General features: G+C 42.1%; 13 protein-coding genes. 5 read left to right on the top strand and 8 right to left on the bottom strand.

All coding sequences use genetic code 11. From position 1 onward, the window contains the following. Positions 1 to 165 precede the first annotated feature (165 nt). The gene (locus QUF07_RS09845) at positions 166 to 897 is read right to left on the bottom strand and encodes a GntR family transcriptional regulator (RefSeq protein WP_217163849.1); all 732 of its coding nucleotides are present in this window, start codon (positions 895 to 897) and stop codon (positions 166 to 168) included. A 121-nt stretch (positions 898 to 1,018) separates the two neighbouring features. Here QUF07_RS09845 and ybaK point away from each other — a divergent pair, with 121 nt between their 5' ends. Together ybaK and QUF07_RS09835 are read left to right on the top strand one after the other, a co-directional pair. Continuing rightward, positions 1,019 to 1,519: a Cys-tRNA(Pro) deacylase gene (gene ybaK, locus QUF07_RS09840; RefSeq protein WP_289427320.1), complete on the top strand. Its 501-nt coding sequence runs from the start codon at positions 1,019 to 1,021 to the stop codon at positions 1,517 to 1,519. A gap of 3 nt (positions 1,520 to 1,522) precedes the next feature. Then, positions 1,523 to 2,257 (top strand): hypothetical protein, encoded by a 735-nt coding sequence (locus tag QUF07_RS09835; RefSeq protein WP_217163853.1) that lies wholly within the window; start codon positions 1,523 to 1,525, stop codon positions 2,255 to 2,257. On the opposite strand, the gene QUF07_RS09830 is transcribed toward QUF07_RS09835, so the two are convergent. From QUF07_RS09830 to QUF07_RS09810, 5 genes are all read right to left on the bottom strand, one after another. Beyond that, positions 2,250 to 2,891, bottom strand: a complete 642-nt coding sequence (locus QUF07_RS09830; protein ID WP_217342409.1) for an HD domain-containing protein — start codon at positions 2,889 to 2,891, stop codon at positions 2,250 to 2,252. The two genes, QUF07_RS09835 and QUF07_RS09830, sit on opposite strands and share 8 nt — an antisense overlap. Before the next feature lie 457 nt (positions 2,892 to 3,348). Beyond that, on the bottom strand, positions 3,349 to 5,973 hold the full coding sequence (gene adhE / locus QUF07_RS09825) for a bifunctional acetaldehyde-CoA/alcohol dehydrogenase (protein WP_289427318.1): 2,625 nt from the start codon (positions 5,971 to 5,973) through the stop codon (positions 3,349 to 3,351). Positions 5,974 to 6,187: 214 nt separating this feature from the next. Continuing rightward, positions 6,188 to 6,718, bottom strand: a complete 531-nt coding sequence (locus QUF07_RS09820) for a DUF1836 domain-containing protein (protein ID WP_217163858.1) — start codon at positions 6,716 to 6,718, stop codon at positions 6,188 to 6,190. Positions 6,719 to 6,856: 138 nt separating this feature from the next. Further along, a complete protein-coding gene (locus tag QUF07_RS09815; protein WP_289427317.1) occupies positions 6,857 to 9,226 on the bottom strand; it encodes a cation-translocating P-type ATPase in 2,370 nt (789 codons plus the stop codon). A 237-nt stretch (positions 9,227 to 9,463) separates the two neighbouring features. Next, the gene (locus tag QUF07_RS09810) at positions 9,464 to 9,829 is read right to left on the bottom strand and encodes a hypothetical protein (protein WP_217163862.1); all 366 of its coding nucleotides are present in this window, start codon (positions 9,827 to 9,829) and stop codon (positions 9,464 to 9,466) included. 194 nt (positions 9,830 to 10,023) lie between these two features. Here QUF07_RS09810 and QUF07_RS09805 point away from each other — a divergent pair, with 194 nt between their 5' ends. The 3 genes from QUF07_RS09805 to nrdI all read left to right on the top strand — a co-directional run bounded on the left by QUF07_RS09805 (position 10,024) and on the right by nrdI (position 15,851). Then, complete coding sequence (locus QUF07_RS09805; protein ID WP_289427316.1) at positions 10,024 to 11,403, top strand: hemolysin family protein; 1,380 nt, start codon at positions 10,024 to 10,026, stop codon at positions 11,401 to 11,403. A gap of 712 nt (positions 11,404 to 12,115) precedes the next feature. Further along, positions 12,116 to 15,238 carry a YfhO family protein gene (locus QUF07_RS09800; protein WP_289427315.1) on the top strand — a complete coding sequence of 1,041 codons (3,123 nt, stop codon included), beginning with the start codon at positions 12,116 to 12,118 and terminating at the stop codon, positions 15,236 to 15,238. Between the two features lie 163 nt (positions 15,239 to 15,401). Beyond that, positions 15,402 to 15,851 (top strand): class Ib ribonucleoside-diphosphate reductase assembly flavoprotein NrdI, encoded by a 450-nt coding sequence (gene nrdI, locus QUF07_RS09795; protein ID WP_217163880.1) that lies wholly within the window; start codon positions 15,402 to 15,404, stop codon positions 15,849 to 15,851. 196 nt (positions 15,852 to 16,047) lie between these two features. Here nrdI and QUF07_RS09790 read toward each other — a convergent pair whose 3' ends face one another. Further along, positions 16,048 to 17,217, bottom strand: a complete 1,170-nt coding sequence (locus tag QUF07_RS09790; protein WP_217163883.1) for an MDR family MFS transporter — start codon at positions 17,215 to 17,217, stop codon at positions 16,048 to 16,050. Between the two features lie 300 nt (positions 17,218 to 17,517). Further along, positions 17,518 to 18,252, bottom strand: a complete 735-nt coding sequence (locus tag QUF07_RS09785; RefSeq protein WP_217163885.1) for an Ig-like domain-containing protein — start codon at positions 18,250 to 18,252, stop codon at positions 17,518 to 17,520. Positions 18,253 to 18,434: the final 182 nt, after the last annotated feature.

Raw genomic sequence — 18,434 nt, 5'->3', positions numbered from 1 at the left:
CAAAAAGAGCCCTAATCACAAAGTGATTAGAACTCGAATTTAGTTTCACCAACAACAGTTGACGAAGAGCCAAAATATAAGGGCATCCCTACCAATAATCCCAAAATCAGGATTATTGGTAGGGATGCCCTTATATTACCGCACCTAAGCGTTTCGCTCCGCACACTAACTATTTTCATCCAAACTCACAAACGTATTATAATTCAAATACTTATAATGAATTCGCATATTTGAAACCTCAAACGGCGTTCCATCATCCAAGAAGAAAATGCCTTCCATGACTCCAACCGGTTCTATCGGCTTTAATGCCAATAACTTTTGGTCCTCTTCACTTGAAGGATCTGCCGTAATTGTCATAAATGACTTCGTAACCGACTTGCCAGTTGTATCTTCAAAATAGTTAAAGATTGAACCTTCCACTCTTTCGCTGTTCAACTCTGGGGCTACCCTGATGGGGATATAGCCCATTTCAATCATGAACGGCTGATTATCGAATGATCGTAATCGCTTAATTTGATAGACAAACTCGCCCGGATCCAAAAACAATTCTGTCTGCAATTCCTCGCTAGCTGGAATGACCTTAAAATCCAGCAGTTTGATTTGGGGGACCTTACCATTGCTCTTAAAGCTGTCCGTAACGCCCAAATTTGATCCTTCATATTGAAAGATGGTCTGATTCTTCTGATACAGTGGGTTAATAAAAGTGCCGGATCCCCGCTTCTTAAAGATAATCCCTTGATTTGCTAAAACATTTAAGGCCCGCTTAATCGAACTTCTGCTGACACCATAAGATTCACTCAGGCTGCGCTCATCAGGTAATCGTTTGGATTCGAATTCATTGGCCTGAATCCTATCCTTTAAGTCTTTCATGATGGTGCGATACACTAAATCAGTCATTGCTGCTCCTTATAAATCGTCCAATTGATCTGTTATCTTAAGAGTATAACAGATAATTTCAATCTGTTCAGACAGAATTCGATATTCTGATGTGATAAACTATTCGTGAGGTGGGTCTAAAATGGCAAAAAAGAAAAATAAAAAAGTTCACAAAACATTAGTCGAACAAATTCTGGATAAGCATCAAATTCCGTTTGTGCAGATGGAATTTCCAACTCGCAAAGAGGGCGATGTTGAACAGATCAGCGTGGACCACGTTGATCAAAATGAGCACCAAATTTTTAAAACCCTCGTGTTAGAGGGTAAGAAAACTGGGCCAGTTGTTGGGGTTGTCCCCGTTGACGAACATCTTGACGAAAAAAAGCTCGCCAAAGTTTCTGGCAATAAGAAAGTCAACATGGTTCCACTCAAGGATCTACTCAAAACAACCGGTTATCAGCACGGTGCCAACACCCCAATTGGTATTTGGGAAAAATTTCACTATCCAATTTACATTGACCAAGAAGCCAAAGAAATGGGTGAAATCATTGTTTCATCCGGTCAAATTGGTCGTTCTGTCAAAGTTGATGCTCAGCAACTGGTGAATTTAGTTGGCGGTAAATTTGCTGACATAAAGGAATAGCCCATGATCAATGCAATTTTAATCAATATTTGTTTGGTACTCGGATTATTGATCGGAGTACCATTTCTTTTTATATATCTGCTTTCAGCAATTAATCGCAACACTAAACAACAGATCGCCAATCATTTTAGGACTGCTGGACAGCTTGGTTTCGGCTTTCTTGGTGTCATCATTCATGAAGCCAGCCACCTACTCATGGCACTGGTTTTCGGTCATCACATCGATCAATTTCGGTTAATTCGTATTCCTACTAGTGATAATCCAGCATTGGGGTACGTTCATCATACGTGGAACCAGCGTAACTTTTATCAAAATATGGGCAACCTGTTTATTGGGGTTGCTCCCATATTTGGATGTTGCTTGGCAACTTTAGGGCTTGCAAGCTACACAATTCCAGAAGTTTACCAATCGCTCATCGCCGCGACCCAACAGTCATTCAATCAAATGAACTTTACCCTGCCAGAATTCAGCTGGATCTCAATGCCAGTCTTTCTTATCATTGCAGCTAACATTTGTATTGGCGGCTTTGACCTCAGCCCAGCCGATTACGAAAATGCTAGCCAGGGGATTTTGCAGGCAGTCATTTTCCTAGTTGGCTTGACAATTATTATTTCGATCACACCATTAGAAGCGGGATTTTCTGCACTGCTGAGCCACTTTACGATGATTGTCCTGGTTATTTCATTATTTAATCTGTTAATTTCAAGCTTAATGAATGTCATTTTCCGGATCATTTAGTCCCGTTCCATTCATCGACAAACTCATTGACAAAGGCTTTCATGATTTGTTGGCGATGCTCCGCAATTTGTTTGGCAGTCGGCGTGTTCATTTGATCTTTGAGTTTAAATAATTTTTCGTAAAAATGGTTAATAATCGTTCCCTGCTTGCGATACTCAGCTTTATCCATATCTTTTCGCGGCATCATTCGTGGATTATACATTATTTCGCCAAAATGACCGCCAAAGTAAAACGTGCGGGCAATCCCAATTGCCCCAATGGCGTCCAAACGATCGGCATCCTGCACGATTTGGCCTTCCAGTGATAATTGATGATGCGTTTTCAAATTAGCACTGTAGGACATGTTATCAATAATTTCAAACACTTTTTTAATAAATGGGTCATCGTAACCGACATTCTTGAGCTGGGTAACAATTGCCTGCCGTTTAGCCTCAGGGTTGGTAGTCACTTTGTCATCACTCACATCATGTAAATAGGCAGCAATCACCACCAGCGATTCATCGGCATCCTCACCCTTTAAAATGAGCTTGGTCAAACTCACCACCCGCTCAATATGCGTGTAGTCGTGACCGGTGGTTTCGTAACCAAGCTGTTGTTGAACGAATTCTCTGATTTGTCTTAATCCGGATATCATGTGTTTGCTCCCTTGTTTGCTGTTATCGTCATTTCATTATAACCTATTTTTTGAAAAGTGGATTTCCCGTCATCTGAATAAATGAATTACTCAAAAGTCAGACTGTCCTTGGATTTTTTGGCATAAACATTTTAAATCGTTTTTCTCTATTTATTTGAAGCAAGTTGGTCATCCCATTACAAGTGCCCTCTAGCGTTCTTAATCCCTACCCACACAAAATGACCAATGGTGAACAAGAAACGTCCATCATTGGTCATTTTGGTTGGTGCCCGGGGATCATCCGGATTATCACAATATTACGGAAACCAGATTGAAGACTATTGTATTTATTTCTCAATCATCTGGAATGAACGCGTTCCGACAAAACTGATCCTACTATATATAAACAACGTCTCCAACAATGAACAAGGACCGTTCGTTATTGGAGACGTTGTTTATGCTCCGGGATCAACCCGGCTTAGTCACGCTCTACATTTGTTCCATCATAATCATCAATCATAATCTGCTTGAGATCAGCAATTAATGGTTCCTTTGGATTAGCTGTGGTGCATTGATCTTCGTATGCGAGTGTTGCCAGGCGGTCCAATGATGCTTCGAACTTGGCTTTGTCAACGCCTTGAGCCTTTAAGCTCAAAGTGACACCTACTGAATGAGCCAATTCGATAAACTTCTGAACTAATCCTTCGATCAATTCTTCATCATTTTTCCCTTGAATACCAATGTATCGAGCAATATCGGCATAGTCTTTGTTAGCCCGGAAATACCCGTACTTAGGCCATGCGGCAATCTTTTCAGGCAACTTGGCATTGAAGCGGATTACATGTGGTACCGTGATTGCAATTGCAATTCCGTGGGTAATGCCAAATTCACCACCGAGTTTGTGAGCAACTGAATGAGTGATTCCTAGGAAGGCATTTCCAAAGGCCATCCCTGCTAAAGTAGCTGCATTGTGCATTTCTTCACGGGCGTGAGTGTCACCATTGTATGACTTGGTTAAGTTCTCAAATACCAGCTTGATTGCTTGCAATGACAATGGTCGAGTGTAATCGGAAGCCATTGTTGAAACATACGATTCAATTCCATGGCAAAGGGTGTCAAGACCTGATGCAGCAACGGTTCCCTTTGGTACAGTTTCAACAAATTGTGGGTCAACGATGGCAACATCTGGTGTCAAGGCATAGTCGGCCAGTGGGTACTTAACATGAGTCTTTGAATCTGTGATAACCGCGAATGGGGTAACTTCCGAACCAGTCCCCGAAGTGGTTGGAATGGCAATCATTTGCGCCTTACGAGGCTTCTGGAAACGATATGCCCGTTTTCTGATATCGATAAACTTTTGCTTGGCACCGAAGAAACTTGTCTTAGGGTCTTCGTAGAACAGCCACATATTCTTTGCAGCATCAAGTGGTGACCCACCCCCCAAGGCAATAATGGTATCTGGCTTGAAAAGGCGCATTTGGGCAACCCCTTTTTCAACCGTATCAGTTGTTGGGTCAGGTTCAACATCTGAGAACAACGAATATTGGATTTCATTAGGACGACGTTTCAGTTCATCAAGAACCTTATCAACGTAACCGTGTTCGACCATTCCTGGTGTGGTTACGATGAATACTTTGTTGATGCCTGGCATGTCATCAAGGTATCTGATAGAAGTCTTTTCGAAGTAAACCCGTGGTAACTTAATCCATTGCATATTATTTCGTCTCTTTGCGATAGTTTTGATGTTCAATAAGTCGTAATCGGTCACATTGTGAGAAATTGAGTTTGCTCCCCACGAACCAGTTCCCAATGTCAATGATGGCGTCATTTCATTATATAGATTACCTAATCCGCCAAGACTGGTTGGCGTATTAACAAGCACTCTGGCAGCCTTCATCTTGATACCAAACTTAAGTGCCAAGTCGTCATCAAGAGTTTGAATGCCTGCGGTATGACCAAGACCACCAAAGTTGAGCAATCGTTCACAAATATCGAAGGCATCTTCTTGAGCCTTCGCACGATAAATGCTGATGACTGGGCAAAGCTTTTCGGCTGATAATGGTTCCTTAGGGCCAACTTCAGTTACTTCCGCAGCCAAAATCTTTGTATTGTCTGGTACTTTGATATCGGCTAGTTCAGCGATTGCTTTAGCAGACTTACCAGGAATTGGACCGCGAACACTAACACGTTGTGGATCAAACATAGTATCAGCAAGCTTCTTTTGTTCCTTCTTTGGAACGAAGTAAACGCCATTTTTAACTAACTCGGCTTTAACCTGTTCATAGATCTCAGTATCAATAACAGCACTGTTTTCAGTCGCACAGATCATCCCGTTATCAAAGGTCTTTGAAAGAACCAAATCGTTCACTGCCCGTAAAATATTGGCCGTTTTTTCAATATAAACAGGACCATTACCAGGACCAACACCAAGGGCTGGTTTACCAGTAGAATAAGCGGCCTTCACCATGCCGGGACCACCAGTAGCTAAAGTACTGGCAACTCCTGGATTATTAATTAATTTATCAGTTGCTTCAATACTTGGTTCGGTGATCCATTGGATACAACCCTCCGGAGCGCCGGCGGCAATTGCAGCATCGCGAACAACTTTGGCTGCTGCAATTGATGATTTCAATGCTTGGGGATGGAAACTAAAGATAATTGGGTTTCGGGTTTTCATCGAGATAATTGATTTAAACAATGCAGTTGAAGTTGGGTTGGTTACAGGTGTGATTCCTGCAAGGACACCGAGGGGTTCAGCGACAGTAATTAACTGACGCTCCTTATCATCCTTGATAACGCCGACAGTCTTATGATTACGGATGCTGTGCCAGATCTCTTCGGTAGCATACATATTCTTAATTGCTTTGTCTTCAGCAACCCCACGGCCGGTTTCGTCATAAGCCATCTGAGCTAATTCCATGTGCTTATCTTGACCAGCCATCACCATTTCGTGAGTGATGTGATCAACTTTCTCTTGATCAAATGAGTCCATGATTTTAAGTGCTTTTTGCGCCTTTGAAACTAAACCGTTAATCATTGTATCAACGTCAGTCTTGCCTTCAGTTTTTGGTGCTTTCTTTTCTGCTACTTTGTTTTCAATCATTGCTTGCCTCCAATGAAAATATGTTTGTTATCAATTTCACAATTACAATACTATCACAATTTTTTGAATTGTAAATAGTTTTGTTCAAAAAATCACAAAAGTTTTCAGTAAGCGTCGAATCCCTGTGACATCAAGGTAAACAAAAGGAGGAGCTTATAATTCAGTCCCCTCCTTAATGAAAACGATTACAGAAATTACCATGTGAACGCTTTCGCTACTTCTCGATTTTAGTTAAAGGTTTTTCAATAATTTCCAACAGTTTTTCTGATTGAACTCGATCAATGATGACATTTACAGCAACTTGCATTAATTTATCGTTCAAATTTTTTTCTTCAATCGCCCGGCCGTTATTTCTGCCATCGATGTTCTTAAACGAGAACATGAGCCGTTTAACGAAACGATCATAAGCTTGCTGCGGATAAATATTGGCGGTTACTTGATCAATCCCATGACGAATGGTTGCCAGTGAAAAGGCTGGCTTCAATAAGCTAATTAAAATCACGTCCGCAATCTGCATGGTTTGATATTTTTTCTTGACGGGTGCCATGATCGCCTTGTGCTTGACGTAATTATTAATCATCGCTGGCGTCACTTGATCAATTCCAATCGGTCCCAGTGTGTCATTCACCAGAGCAGTCACCTGATCCATGTACAGCGAGAAATTAGGTAATTCTGACCACAATGGCAACTCCACCTTCTTTAGTTTCTGTTCCCATTGTTCATATTGTTCTGCATCGTAGCTCATGAAATCACTCCCTTGGTTTTATTATACCATATTATCTAGTTTCAAAGACTATCTAGAAGCAAATAAAAAACAAGCTTTGCTAAATGGTAACCTGCTAAGCTTGCTTAACCAAAACTGGCCTGAACTGCGCCGCCAACATTACGATCTCTTTTTCCGAGCTCTTCGCTTTTCCCGTTGCGTTAGGAAGGTTGAAATGACCCCTTGTAAGAACATATACAGTGGGTAGGCCGTTGCAATCAGCGGAACCGCGTACAGCCAAATATCCTTATCAAAGAATGAAACCAGGGAGAATATGTTGTTGAAGAAGACAATGATGGCTAAAAATGCGGCAAGAACAAGTACGTCCATCCCCACTTTAAGCCGATTCAACGGACGTGAAACCATCACCAACGCCAACCAGCAAATGGCCCCCGTCAAAAGGACGCAGAGTGTTGAAGTAAATTCATACTGCAGGCCAAAGAATGACCCAACAATTTCAATCACCAAAATATAGCCAACAATACAAATTGCGGCTGGCGTCGAAATAATCAGCACTTGTTTCATAAATTGATTCGTAATTCTGGAAAAATTAGGCTCCAGCGCCAGGAAGAAGGATGGAATGCCGACCATGAGTGACGTAATCGGGGTCAGCTGAATTGGTTCAAACGGATAGCCCATCGTCATGAACAGGAAAATAAACGAGAGCGCAACGGAATACATTGTCTTGATGAGATACATTGAGGCAACCCGTTCAATGTTATTAATGACCCGTCGGCCTTCCTTCAGCACATCAATCATTGCATCAAAATTAGAATTGATCAACACAAAGTCAGCGATACTCTTCGTACTTTCGCTCCCGGAAGCCATTGCAATCCCACAATCAGCTTGGCGAAGTGCCAGCAGGTCGTTAACACCGTCACCAGTCATCGCAACCGTATGTTTTTGGGCTTGCAGAGCACTAATTAATCGCTTCTTCTGGTCAGGCGTTACCCGGCCGAACACCGTATTTTCTTGAGCGATTTTGCCAAAATCATCCTCAGCGTGAACAGTCGACATGTCAATTGCGTGTTCAGCATTCCGAATATCTGCGGTTTGGGCAATTGTTGACACGGTTGTCGGATCGTCCCCAGAAATCACCTTGATCTCCACGTCTTGATTCCGAAAGTACTGAAACGTGTTGGCCGCATTTGGCCGAATGACATCAGATATCAGTACCAATCCCATTAGTTGGGGATCAACTAACGGTTTGTCAGCTGCTAATTCGTCGACTTGAGCAACTGCCAGTACTCGGTAGCCCTCTTTGGCATAGCCGGTCACTCTTGCTTTTAAGCTGTTTGATAAGTCTTTGAAAATAAACTGTGGGGCTCCAAATACATAGCGATGACCATCTTCAAAGCCCACCCCACTCCATTTTCGTTCTGAAGAAAAGGGCACGATCTCTTCGGCCTGCCATCCAGGATCAGCTAACGCATTGGTAATCGCCCGGGCCGTTTCGTTATTATCACCGGTACTGTACGTGATCCCGGCAATCACTTGTTTCAGCTGATCGGCAGCAACTTCCGCTGTCGGGATAGCGTCAACGAATTTCAAATCACCACTGGTGATGGTTCCCGTCTTGTCCAAACAAATCACGTCAACTCGCGCCAAGGTTTCAATTGCCGGCAAGTCTCGCACCAACGTCTTCTTTCTTGCCAAATGCATCGCAGAAACGGCCAGTGTCATTGATGTTAGCAGCACCAATCCCTCTGGAATCATGCCAATCATTGCGGCAACTGAGCCGAGGATCGCTCGGTTAACGCCAGTGCCACCATATAATTTTGCCACAAAGAGAACAATCCCGAGTGGAATGATGACATAAGTTAACACTTTGATGATCCGGTTAATTGTGTTTAAGAGAATGCTCGAAGTGTCTTCACCCTTTTTGGCTTCATTAGAAATATGATTAACAAATGTATCGGCGCCAACTTTGGTGACTAGCATTTTGCCAGATCCGCCAACCAAAAAAGTTCCTGAGGTCAGTCGATCACCCGGCCGTTTGACAATCGTTTCGGATTCACCGGTAATGGGAGATTCGTCAGTCTCCATCCCCCTGCTTGCCAGCACCTTCCCATCGACAGGGATTTGGTCGCCACGGCCAAGGGAGATGACGTCTCCGAGGACAATGTCTTCTGGTAGAATCGGAACTGTTTTTGAATTTCGAATCACATTGATTTTGCCCTCAGCGAGCAGCACCATCTTATCAACTTGGCGCTTAGAACGGATTTCTTGGATAATCCCGATTGCGGTATTAAAGATCGCAATTCCGAGAAATAATAAATTTTTGTAGCTGCCGGTATAAAATACCAGGGCACCTAAAATAACGTTGATCAGGTTAAATAGTGTCAAAATATTGTCGCGAAAAATCTCTTTGACGCTTCGAGTAAGCGATTGTTCGGCTGTATTCTTATGGTTAGTTTGGATTTGCTGTTTGACTTGTGCGTCGCTAAGCCCGTGTTCAGAACTCACCTCGGCTAAATTAATCTCGGCCATCTGATCAACACCTCACTTTATCTTAATTGTACAAAATAACTGTGTAAAAACACATTTTTTTGTATGGTTTGAAGGAATTTTAAGGTTATTCGGCAATTAAAAGTAGCCTATTTGCCGTTAAAGAATCAAACGTGGTCCAAAATAACCCAGTGATCCGAAAAAGGCTCCACCATCAAAATCCAAGGATCTTGATGGTGGAGCCTTTACATAATCGTATCTAAGTGTTTTTATTGGTAACTATCTAACAATTTTTTTATTCAAAACTTCTGACAGCTTCTTTAAAGCTTCATCACGTGACTTGATGACATCCATGTTCCAAATAATGGAGTCAATGTCGCCGCCTGCAAAGTCGAATTTTTCAAAGTAAATATAAGGATCTTCATCGCTCTTTTGGAAGATTTTATCGATTCGTTCGGCAAATCCCTTTGTCCAATCGTCGTCATCCATCTTTGCGAAATCTTTTTTAGTGACATAGCCTTTTTCTTCAATAAGGTCGACCGCTTTTTTGACATCGTCATCCGAATACTCAAACTTTTTGTCGGTTTCTCGTTCTGCTTCATCGGCTTTTTTTTCTGCTGCACTTTCTTTGACCTTTTCAGCCATAACCTACATCCCCTTATTTTGTATCTATTACTAGCCTAGCACTGTTTCACGGGAATATTAAGAAAAAAGTCGCAGAGAATTTTCAATAATCCCCAAACCACTTAAAAATTCTCTTGTTCGAGCGTATAATTAGAGTTAATCTTTAAGCTACAAGATATGTCATACTATTATTATTTGAAATGAGGAATTGAATTTTGGGAGATAGCCAGATACTGACTAATCTAGTGATTGTAATTGTTACGTTCTTCTTTGCGGCATTCTTTGTTGCCAGTGAGTTTGCCTTGGTTCAAACAAGGGCGAGTGCACTTGAAGAGCGAAAAAGAGACTTCATTAAGAAACAAGGCAAAGGCGCCAAGGCAGTTAAAAGGGTTAATCGTGAAATCCACATGGTCACCAACTTAAACGAATACTTGTCAACGACTCAAGTTGGTGTCAGTCTTGCCGGCATCATTTTAGGTTACTTAGGTGAATCCTTTGTCGTTACAATTCTAGTTGACGTCATGGAAATTCACAACTCACCGATTGATCCAACGACGGCTCGCGCAGTTGGCGCGGTCCTTGGAATTATTATCTTAACCTATTTGGAAGTTGTTTTAACTGAAATTGTCCCTAAGAACATCAGTATTGATATGCCCCTTAAGGTGTTGAGCTTTATTTCAACACCGCTTCACTATTTCCACGTCATCTTCTATCCATTCGTTTGGTTACTCAATGTTTCAGCCAATGGAATCGTGAAGATGTTGGGCTTGCAGGTTGCCAACGAAAATGACGAATCTTTCTCGCAGGCAGAAATCCTTAATTTATCTCGGAATGCCGTTAAAAGCGGTCAGTTGGAACAAAATGACTACCTATATATGCGGCGCGCCTTTCAGCTGAATGATAAAGTCGCTAAAGACATCATGATCGATCGAACTCAGCTGATTGTGATTGATATTAAAACAACCGTTAAACAAGCTATCCAAGTCTATCTGCAAAAGAAATTTAGTCGGATTCCCGTCGTTGCAGATAACAATAAGGATAAAATATTGGGTTATGTCTATAATTACGATTTGATTAGGCAATCTCAAGTCGATTCATCCATTAAGATTGACCGGCTGCTTCGGGACATTTCAACGACACCAGAGATGACACCAATTACGGATGTCTTGCATCAGATGATTAAGAAACGAACACCAATCGTCGTTGTTGTTGATGAATACGGTGGTACGTCCGGGATTATCACTGACAAGGATATCTACGAAGAACTCTTCGGGACTGTCAGAGATGAAATTGATCCTTCATTTACTGAGTACATTTTCAAACAGCCTAACGGAACCTATCAAGTCAATGGCAAGTTGACGACCCATGATTTCGAACGTTACTTTGATGCAGATTTTCCTGAGTTTACGACTTCAGACGCCGTTACCCTTGCTGGATACTTCCTTGATAATTATCCTGATATCAAGGCGGGCGATATCATCTCATTTGAGAACTTTGACTTTAAAATTATTGATTATGAAAATTCGTTTATCAACTGGTTTGAAGTTACCAAGCATCAACCAGCAAAAACAAACGATGAGTATGAATCCAAATAGTCCAATCTGATAAGGCTGTACCAAGGCATAGACTTCTGGTCAGCCTTTTTACATATTATTTCTGCTTGAGTGAAGGGGGCACCTTCGGCAGCAACCTGCATGTAAGCACCATCGAGAAAAATTCCAAAACTGGGAATTTCCCTCGGTGCCGACTTACACTCCGATCTCTAACCGCTTGGATCCGCTCACTTATTTCTAGGACAGCTTCGTAAAGCAGAAGTCTGCATGTAAGCACCACCGAGGGAAATTCCAGAATCGGGAATTTCCCTCGGTGGAGACTTACACTCCGACTTCTAACGCTTTACTTAGCTCACTTTTCTTAGGACAGCTTCGTAAAGCAGAAGCTTCCACCTAAGCACCTTCTGCAAAAGTCCCAAAATCAGGGATTTCCGCAGAAGGAGACTTAGGCTCCAGTTTCTAACCGCTTTACTCCGCTCACTTATTTTAGGACAGCTCCTCCAAGCAGAGATCTGCATGTAAGCACCTCGAACAAAAATTCCCAAAACCGGAATTTCCGTTCGAGGCGACTTACACTCCGATCTCTAACCGCTTGGATCCGCTCACTTATTTTTTAGGACAGCTCCTCCAAGCAATAATCTGCATATAAGCACCTTCGGCAGAAATCCCCTAAACCGGGATTTCCACCGAAGGAAACTTATATTCCGATTATTCCCGCTTGGATCCGCTCACTTATTTTTTAGGAGGGTTTCACTTGAAAAAAGTTTGGCAAAAAACACCTGCATGGATCACCTATTCGGTGCTATTTGTCGCACTGATTTGTGTTCTTGTTGGGTGCTTATTCATGACTGGCCGCTCAATGATTTGGGAACTGGACGGGTTGGCACAACACTATCCCATTTTGGTTCAGTTCCGGCATATGATTATCTCGTTCTTGAATAACCCCAGTGGCGGCTTTACTCACTGGGCTTGGAACATCAGCTTAGGATCCGATCAATTAACCAATTTTTCCTACTATGTTGTAGGTGACTTATTCAACTACTTGATCATCCTATTCCCCAAGAGCCAGATCGAAACCGGTTTTGCCTTTCTCGTTTTCTTACGTATGTATGCTTCCGGCTTAGCCTTTCTGCTTTACGCGTCAACATATAAATTCAAAAAATTCAGTAAGGTCGTCGGGGCCGTAGCTTACACTTTTAACGGTTATGCTCTGGCAACCGGCCTTCATCATCCCTTCTTTATTCTACCGCTAATTTTCTTCCCGCTACTTTGCTACGGCATCGATCGGGTCTTAACTAACAAATCATGGCTGCCACTGATTTTTGCAGTCTTCCTTGTTTTCTTAGGTAACTTTTACTTTGCCTGGATTTTAGGAATTGGTGCCATCTTCTACACCCTTATCAAGGGCGCCAGCCTGTGGAAGCATCCTGACTTTCATTTCTTCAAATCCCTTGGAAAACTCATTGTATCAGTTGTCCTCGGGCTTGGAATGTCGGCAATCGTCTTCATCCCAACAATTATTCTTGCTACTGGTTCAACTCGAATCACGGACAATTTTGCTAATGGCTTAAAAGTCTTTTCACCGGAATATTACTTAAATATCATCGATTCAATCTTACCAACTGGGCGGGCAATGAACTTCTGGCTGGTCATCGGCATCTCGTCAGTTTCGTTTCTCGGCCTGGTCTACATGCTCCGCCACTTCAAAACCTATCTCTGGAATAACATTGGCTTAGTCATCGTTTGCATTGGGATTCTCATTCCCGCATTCGGGGCGGTTATGAACGCTTTGTCGACACCATCGAACCGGTGGGTCTTACTTGGAAATATTATTTTCGGGATCGCAACAGTCATTTTCATGGATAATTTGGATCACTTCACCAGAAGAGATGTTGGCTGGTTCGCTGGTGCAGGTGCCTTATTGATTGTTTTGGTCTGGGCATCAAATGGTTTCTTAATGAACCTTCAGCGGCATGACTTTGTGACCTACGGATTCTTATTAGCAACCGTTATTGTCGTTCTGTGTGCCTTTTTCTTCAACTGGAGCAGTCCGACCAAGAAGCTCATCATTCTAAGTGTTTTCATGCTCAATATCGGTAGTAACATTATCGGGATCTACAGTCCTAACGCCAGCAATTTAGCGATTCAGCAAATGAACCGTGACTTACCTACCAGATTTGAACAAGATTATTTTAATGGCGCCAACAATTACCTGAAGGACCAACCAGGTTTCTTCCGAACATCTAAAGCACCCCGATACCATTACAATGAGCATCTACAGAACTTAGCTAACTACACCAATACAAACACCGACCTTTCAATGAACACCGGGGTCAATGACGAGTCTGTTTATCTAACGCTTCAAAATGGTTACCTTGGCAAATTCTCTCAAGCCGTTGGCAACAGCCAATTCTCAATGAACACGCCCATTGCCCAAGGGGATTATCGAACCGCCTTCAACGATCTACTGGGTGTCAAATATATTTTTGCTAAAGCAAATACCAAAAAAGCACCGACGCTCCCCTATGGTTACAAGCCTGTCCGGGATAAAAGCGGAAAAATCAAGACGTTTGAGGCTAAACCCAGGGTGAACGCCGTGCCAGCGATTGAGAATATGGATGGAACAGCCATCTATAAAACTAATAATGCGTTGCCGCTAGTCTACTCACAAACTAAAACGGTCTCACCGAGCCAATTCAACCAGTTAAACGCAGTTGATCGAGAACGGGTGATGACTCAAGGTGCAGTGGTTAACAAGGATCAATACAACACCAATCCACTCACGTACAAATCCCCAAGTCATCATCTAAAATACAAAGTGCAGGTCGATGAAACCAAGGTGATTGATTCTGGCCGACAGCTAACTAAATATCGGTTAGGAATTTTAGGCGATCAAGATGCTGATAAAGTCATTGACCAGCCCCACGCACAAGTCAGTTTATCAGCTAACCTTCAAAAAACGAAGGCACTGTTGGAAACCAACAAAATGATTCTTGAAAACAATAAGTACGAAAACAAGAACGGCTTGAAAAAGATGACTTCCGATGTGACTGGTAAGCCTTTTGACTATTCCCTGACAATCAATAAACCCAAACAAACAAAGAATGCAGAACTGTTTCTCGTCCTCGATGGCATTAAACAAACTGATGGAACCATTGCGGAACACAACAAATGGTACGAAAATGAATTTCTACTACAAAACAAGCTATATTCAAGGCTTGCCAAAGTTAACGCTGCTCGTCACGACTTGTTAAAGCCAACGTTCGGCGGATACCTATTTGATGCCCGAGCGAAAGGGTTCCATAACGGCTATGCTCAATATGACAAAGATAATCTCTCCAATTATCGTCAAATTCACAGTATGGTCTTGAACTTGGGCTATTCCAAGAGTGCGCGAAAGACGATCACGTTGAACTTTAATCAGGTTAAAAACATCAAGTTCAAGTCAGTTAAGTTGATCGCAATGCCATATAACCAGTCATACGACAAGCAGATGGCCCACCTCAAACAAACGGGGTTAAAACATCTGAATGTCCATCAAAATAATGTCACTGGAACCGCGAATAATCGCCAAGCCACGACTTTAGTCACCTCCATCCCATACTCAAGTGGTTGGAAACTGACCATTGACGGCAATCAAGCTAAAACTTTCGTTGTCAATAAGGGGTTTGTGGGTGCAAAGCTCCCAGCCGGCATTCACCACATTCATTTCCATTACACGACTCCTGGTTTAAAATTCGGTACTTGGCTGTCAACTGGCAGCGCGCTGGTTGTCCTATTGCTAATCATCGGTACTGGCTTTATGAAGTTATTTCCCCAAGAAAAAGAACCCGCAAAACACGCATCTCGTCATTTGAAAGGTCATCGAAAAGATTGAACTTGCTAACTGGTTCAACAATCGGTACAGTTATTGTGAGGCATATGAATTTTAGGATAGCTGCTCCAAGCAATCAGCCTGAATCGGTCCCAAAATTTTGGGAGAGTAACCCTTTTCGGCTTTAATCGCTTGGATCCGCTCACATATATTGAGGAGGGTCATCTTGAGTCCAATCAAAATTTTATTTATTTCAATTGAGGGAAATACCCGTTCATTTGTTAAGAAACTGGCTGATTATGCAGCGGGAATGCACGATCAGGACAGTCAAAATCCCGTCGTTCAGTTAAAAGAAATTTCTGAACAAACGGATTTTGCCGATGAAACCGACCCGTATTTTGCTTTTGTCCCAACCTACTTGGATGGTGGCAATGGTATTGATAACGGTGTTAAAGAACTCATGACTAATGCCCTGGGGGAATACATCGGTTACGAAAAAAACGCTTCGCTATGTCATGGAATTGTTGGCAGCGGCAATAAAAATTTCAACGAACAATATTGTCTTACCGCCAAACGATACGCATCTGAATTCAACGTCCCGTTCCTCGCGGATTACGAATTACGCGGAACTGGCCGGGATGTTGAACGGATTTACGACTTGCTCAAGCAAAGTTAATATTTATAAAAATGAGACTGAGATCTATGTTAATTTCCAATCGGTAATTCTTAGCTTAGAGCCCCCCGATACTTGGATAAAAGCTGCACCAAACGGCTGATCCCAGAATTTAACGAAAATAACCAATTATTCTGACACCAGGAATAATTGGTTATTTTCGTTAAATTCTGGGATCAAAGCGCCGATTGTTCCAGTCTCATTTCGTCAATTCCCGACTTCGATTAACAATCATCAGAATCACCATAAAGATGATAATCAACCCCGCCGCCAGCATGAACAGCCCGCGGTAAGAAGCAAAGTCAAGAATCAAGCCACCGAACAATGGGCCGATTGCCCGACCACAAGACATGAATAGATTATACATACCTTGGAATTTTCCTCGCTGCTGAGGGGTCGACAGGCTATCGATCCAAGCTGGGATTCCCGGAAATCCAATCATTTCGCCCAACGTGGTAATCACCATCACTAAAATAAATGCCGGATAAGTCTTGGCAAATATTAAGCAGATAAATGAGGCAGCGAACACCATTGAACCAACGTATGTCTGGGTACTCAATTTAATCCGGGTACTCATCCGATTGACAAATGGCTGGCCAAACACGATCATCAGACCATTTAATGTCCACAGCAAACTATAATTTTCAAATGGAATGTGCAGATTCGTCATATGAACTGGCACAACACTTTCCCACAATGCATATGCTAAGTAGAGTGCCAAAACAACTCCACAAATGGCCAGCACCACTTTATTCACATTGACCTCTGGTGGTGCCCCGAGCGTGATTGCCTTATCAGGAATTCGCCGATCAACTTCAACGTTGAAATCAATCAAGGTAATGATCAATAGTGCGGCGTAAAATAACGACGTCACCATGAACACAACCGTCACGCCATGCTTCAGCAGGAACCCGACCATCAATGTTCCAATCACAATCCCGACATTTTGCCCAATATACAGAATATTAAAAATTGCTCGGGTTGACCGACTTTTGATACTTGCCGCATAGGAATTCAACAGGGTCATGCACGAGCCATCCCCGAAGCCCACGAATAACAGCAAAATCGAAAACATCGGCCAGTCATGAAAGAAGATCAGGGCAACAATTGCTGAAGTTGAAATTAAAACGCTGATGATCGTCGATAGATATGGGGACCACCGGTCGAATAAATACCCACCTAAATAATTGCCTAACATCATAAAGCCTGACATTGCCAACAACGTAAACCCAGCCAAAGTGAGTGACTTATGTAAGTAGTTATGCATGTAAACAGTAACAAGCGGCCACATGAATGAGGCGCCAGCGTTTAGGATAAGGGAATAAATAATGACCGAATTAAATCGAATTTCGCTCCTTTTCTTAAACAATTAATCAGTCCCTTCATTAGTATTCAATAATCGTACAAACATCCCTAACTATTCTCGCATATTATGGGGGAAAAGAACAACTATTATGAGTCAATTAGCTTGTATGAGTGACTGCTTCAAATATCCTGTATTGAAGTATTTTCCTTAATTCTTATACAGTTGATTCTGCATACGAAAAAGGCCGGCCACTTAAGTGAAAAAAATAATGCATTCAAAAACTCGAATGCATTACTTTTTTCACTTAAATTCCAGGATCAAATCGCCTTTCATCCCAATCTCCTCAAGTGGTTAATGAGTGATTTATTTTTCCAATCCGAACTTGTAATAATGAACTGGTGAGTTGCCATATTGAACTTTGACAGCCTTGTTGGATTTATTAACAATAATGAAATGGGTGTTGTCAGTAAATCTCAAGTAGAACTTTTCATAGTTCTTGTGGCCGCGTTGACGGTAGGTAATTCCCCAAAATGACTTGCTATAAGTTGTCACTTTGTAATTTGCGTAGTTAATTAATTTCTTTTGGAATTGACCATTCTTGTACAAGCCTTGGTTTAATCCGCCTGCTTGACTGAACTTGGTAACGACAGTGTAACCATTGTTGTTACCTGACTTCCAAGTACCGGTTGGTTCACCAATTGTAATCTTGTTGCTTGAGGAACTCTTACTGGTGCTGGTAGTTGAAGAAGTCGTGGCTGCTGATTTGGCAGCTTTAACAATCATAATTCGATAGAAATATGAAGTTGAAGACTTACGGGCATAAACATAAAGTTTCTGGTTTGCTTTGACGCTTGTATGCAAAGGTGCACTAAACTTTCCAGTTTGGCTATTCGCTGTCGTGGTTGTTAACACCTTTTTGCTGGGAGTCCTCACGATAATCGAAACGCCCTTGGTAGCCGTTCCGCTAACACTCTTTGAAGTCGTATAGACGTTGTTGACCTTTAGTGAAGGAGAGCTGCTCGCTGAAGCTTGAGTGCCAAACCCCGCTAAAACTGAAAATATAACCGCAAAGAAGGCAATAATTTTAAATTTTTTCATCTTGTTTACTCCTAATCTTTAATTTGCAAGCTTCATTATAACGGGTTCAAAAAGATTGTGCTGGAATGTTCATCCCATTTATATAATTCTTAATAAACCATTGCTACCCTGAATTATTCATAGTTCATTAAAAGCCCGTCAGTTTTCGTGTTTTTTCGAAAACTGACGGGTATGTTTTTATC

The organism is Lentilactobacillus sp. TOM.63, from assembly GCF_030361045.1.
Taxonomy (GTDB): Bacteria; Bacillota; Bacilli; order Lactobacillales; family Lactobacillaceae; genus Lentilactobacillus; species Lentilactobacillus dabitei.
Note: the sequence above shows the minus strand (reverse complement) of the source record. Positions and strands in the feature narration are given on the sequence as shown.

Bases quoted from the DNA above. Each gene is read 5' to 3' on its own strand.
- QUF07_RS09845 (WP_217163849.1), bottom strand. From the start codon at position 897: ATGACTGATTTAGTGTATCGCACCATCATGAAAGACTTAAAGGATAGG.
- ybaK (WP_289427320.1), top strand. From the start codon at position 1,019: ATGGCAAAAAAGAAAAATAAAAAAGTTCACAAAACATTAGTCGAACAA.
- QUF07_RS09835 (WP_217163853.1), top strand. From the start codon at position 1,523: ATGATCAATGCAATTTTAATCAATATTTGTTTGGTACTCGGATTATTG.
- QUF07_RS09830 (WP_217342409.1), bottom strand. From the start codon at position 2,891: ATGATATCCGGATTAAGACAAATCAGAGAATTCGTTCAACAACAGCTT.
- adhE (WP_289427318.1), bottom strand. From the start codon at position 5,973: ATGATTGAAAACAAAGTAGCAGAAAAGAAAGCACCAAAAACTGAAGGC.
- QUF07_RS09820 (WP_217163858.1), bottom strand. From the start codon at position 6,718: ATGAGCTACGATGCAGAACAATATGAACAATGGGAACAGAAACTAAAG.
- QUF07_RS09815 (WP_289427317.1), bottom strand. From the start codon at position 9,226: ATGGCCGAGATTAATTTAGCCGAGGTGAGTTCTGAACACGGGCTTAGC.
- QUF07_RS09810 (WP_217163862.1), bottom strand. From the start codon at position 9,829: ATGGCTGAAAAGGTCAAAGAAAGTGCAGCAGAAAAAAAAGCCGATGAA.
- QUF07_RS09785 (WP_217163885.1), bottom strand. From the start codon at position 18,252: ATGAAAAAATTTAAAATTATTGCCTTCTTTGCGGTTATATTTTCAGTT.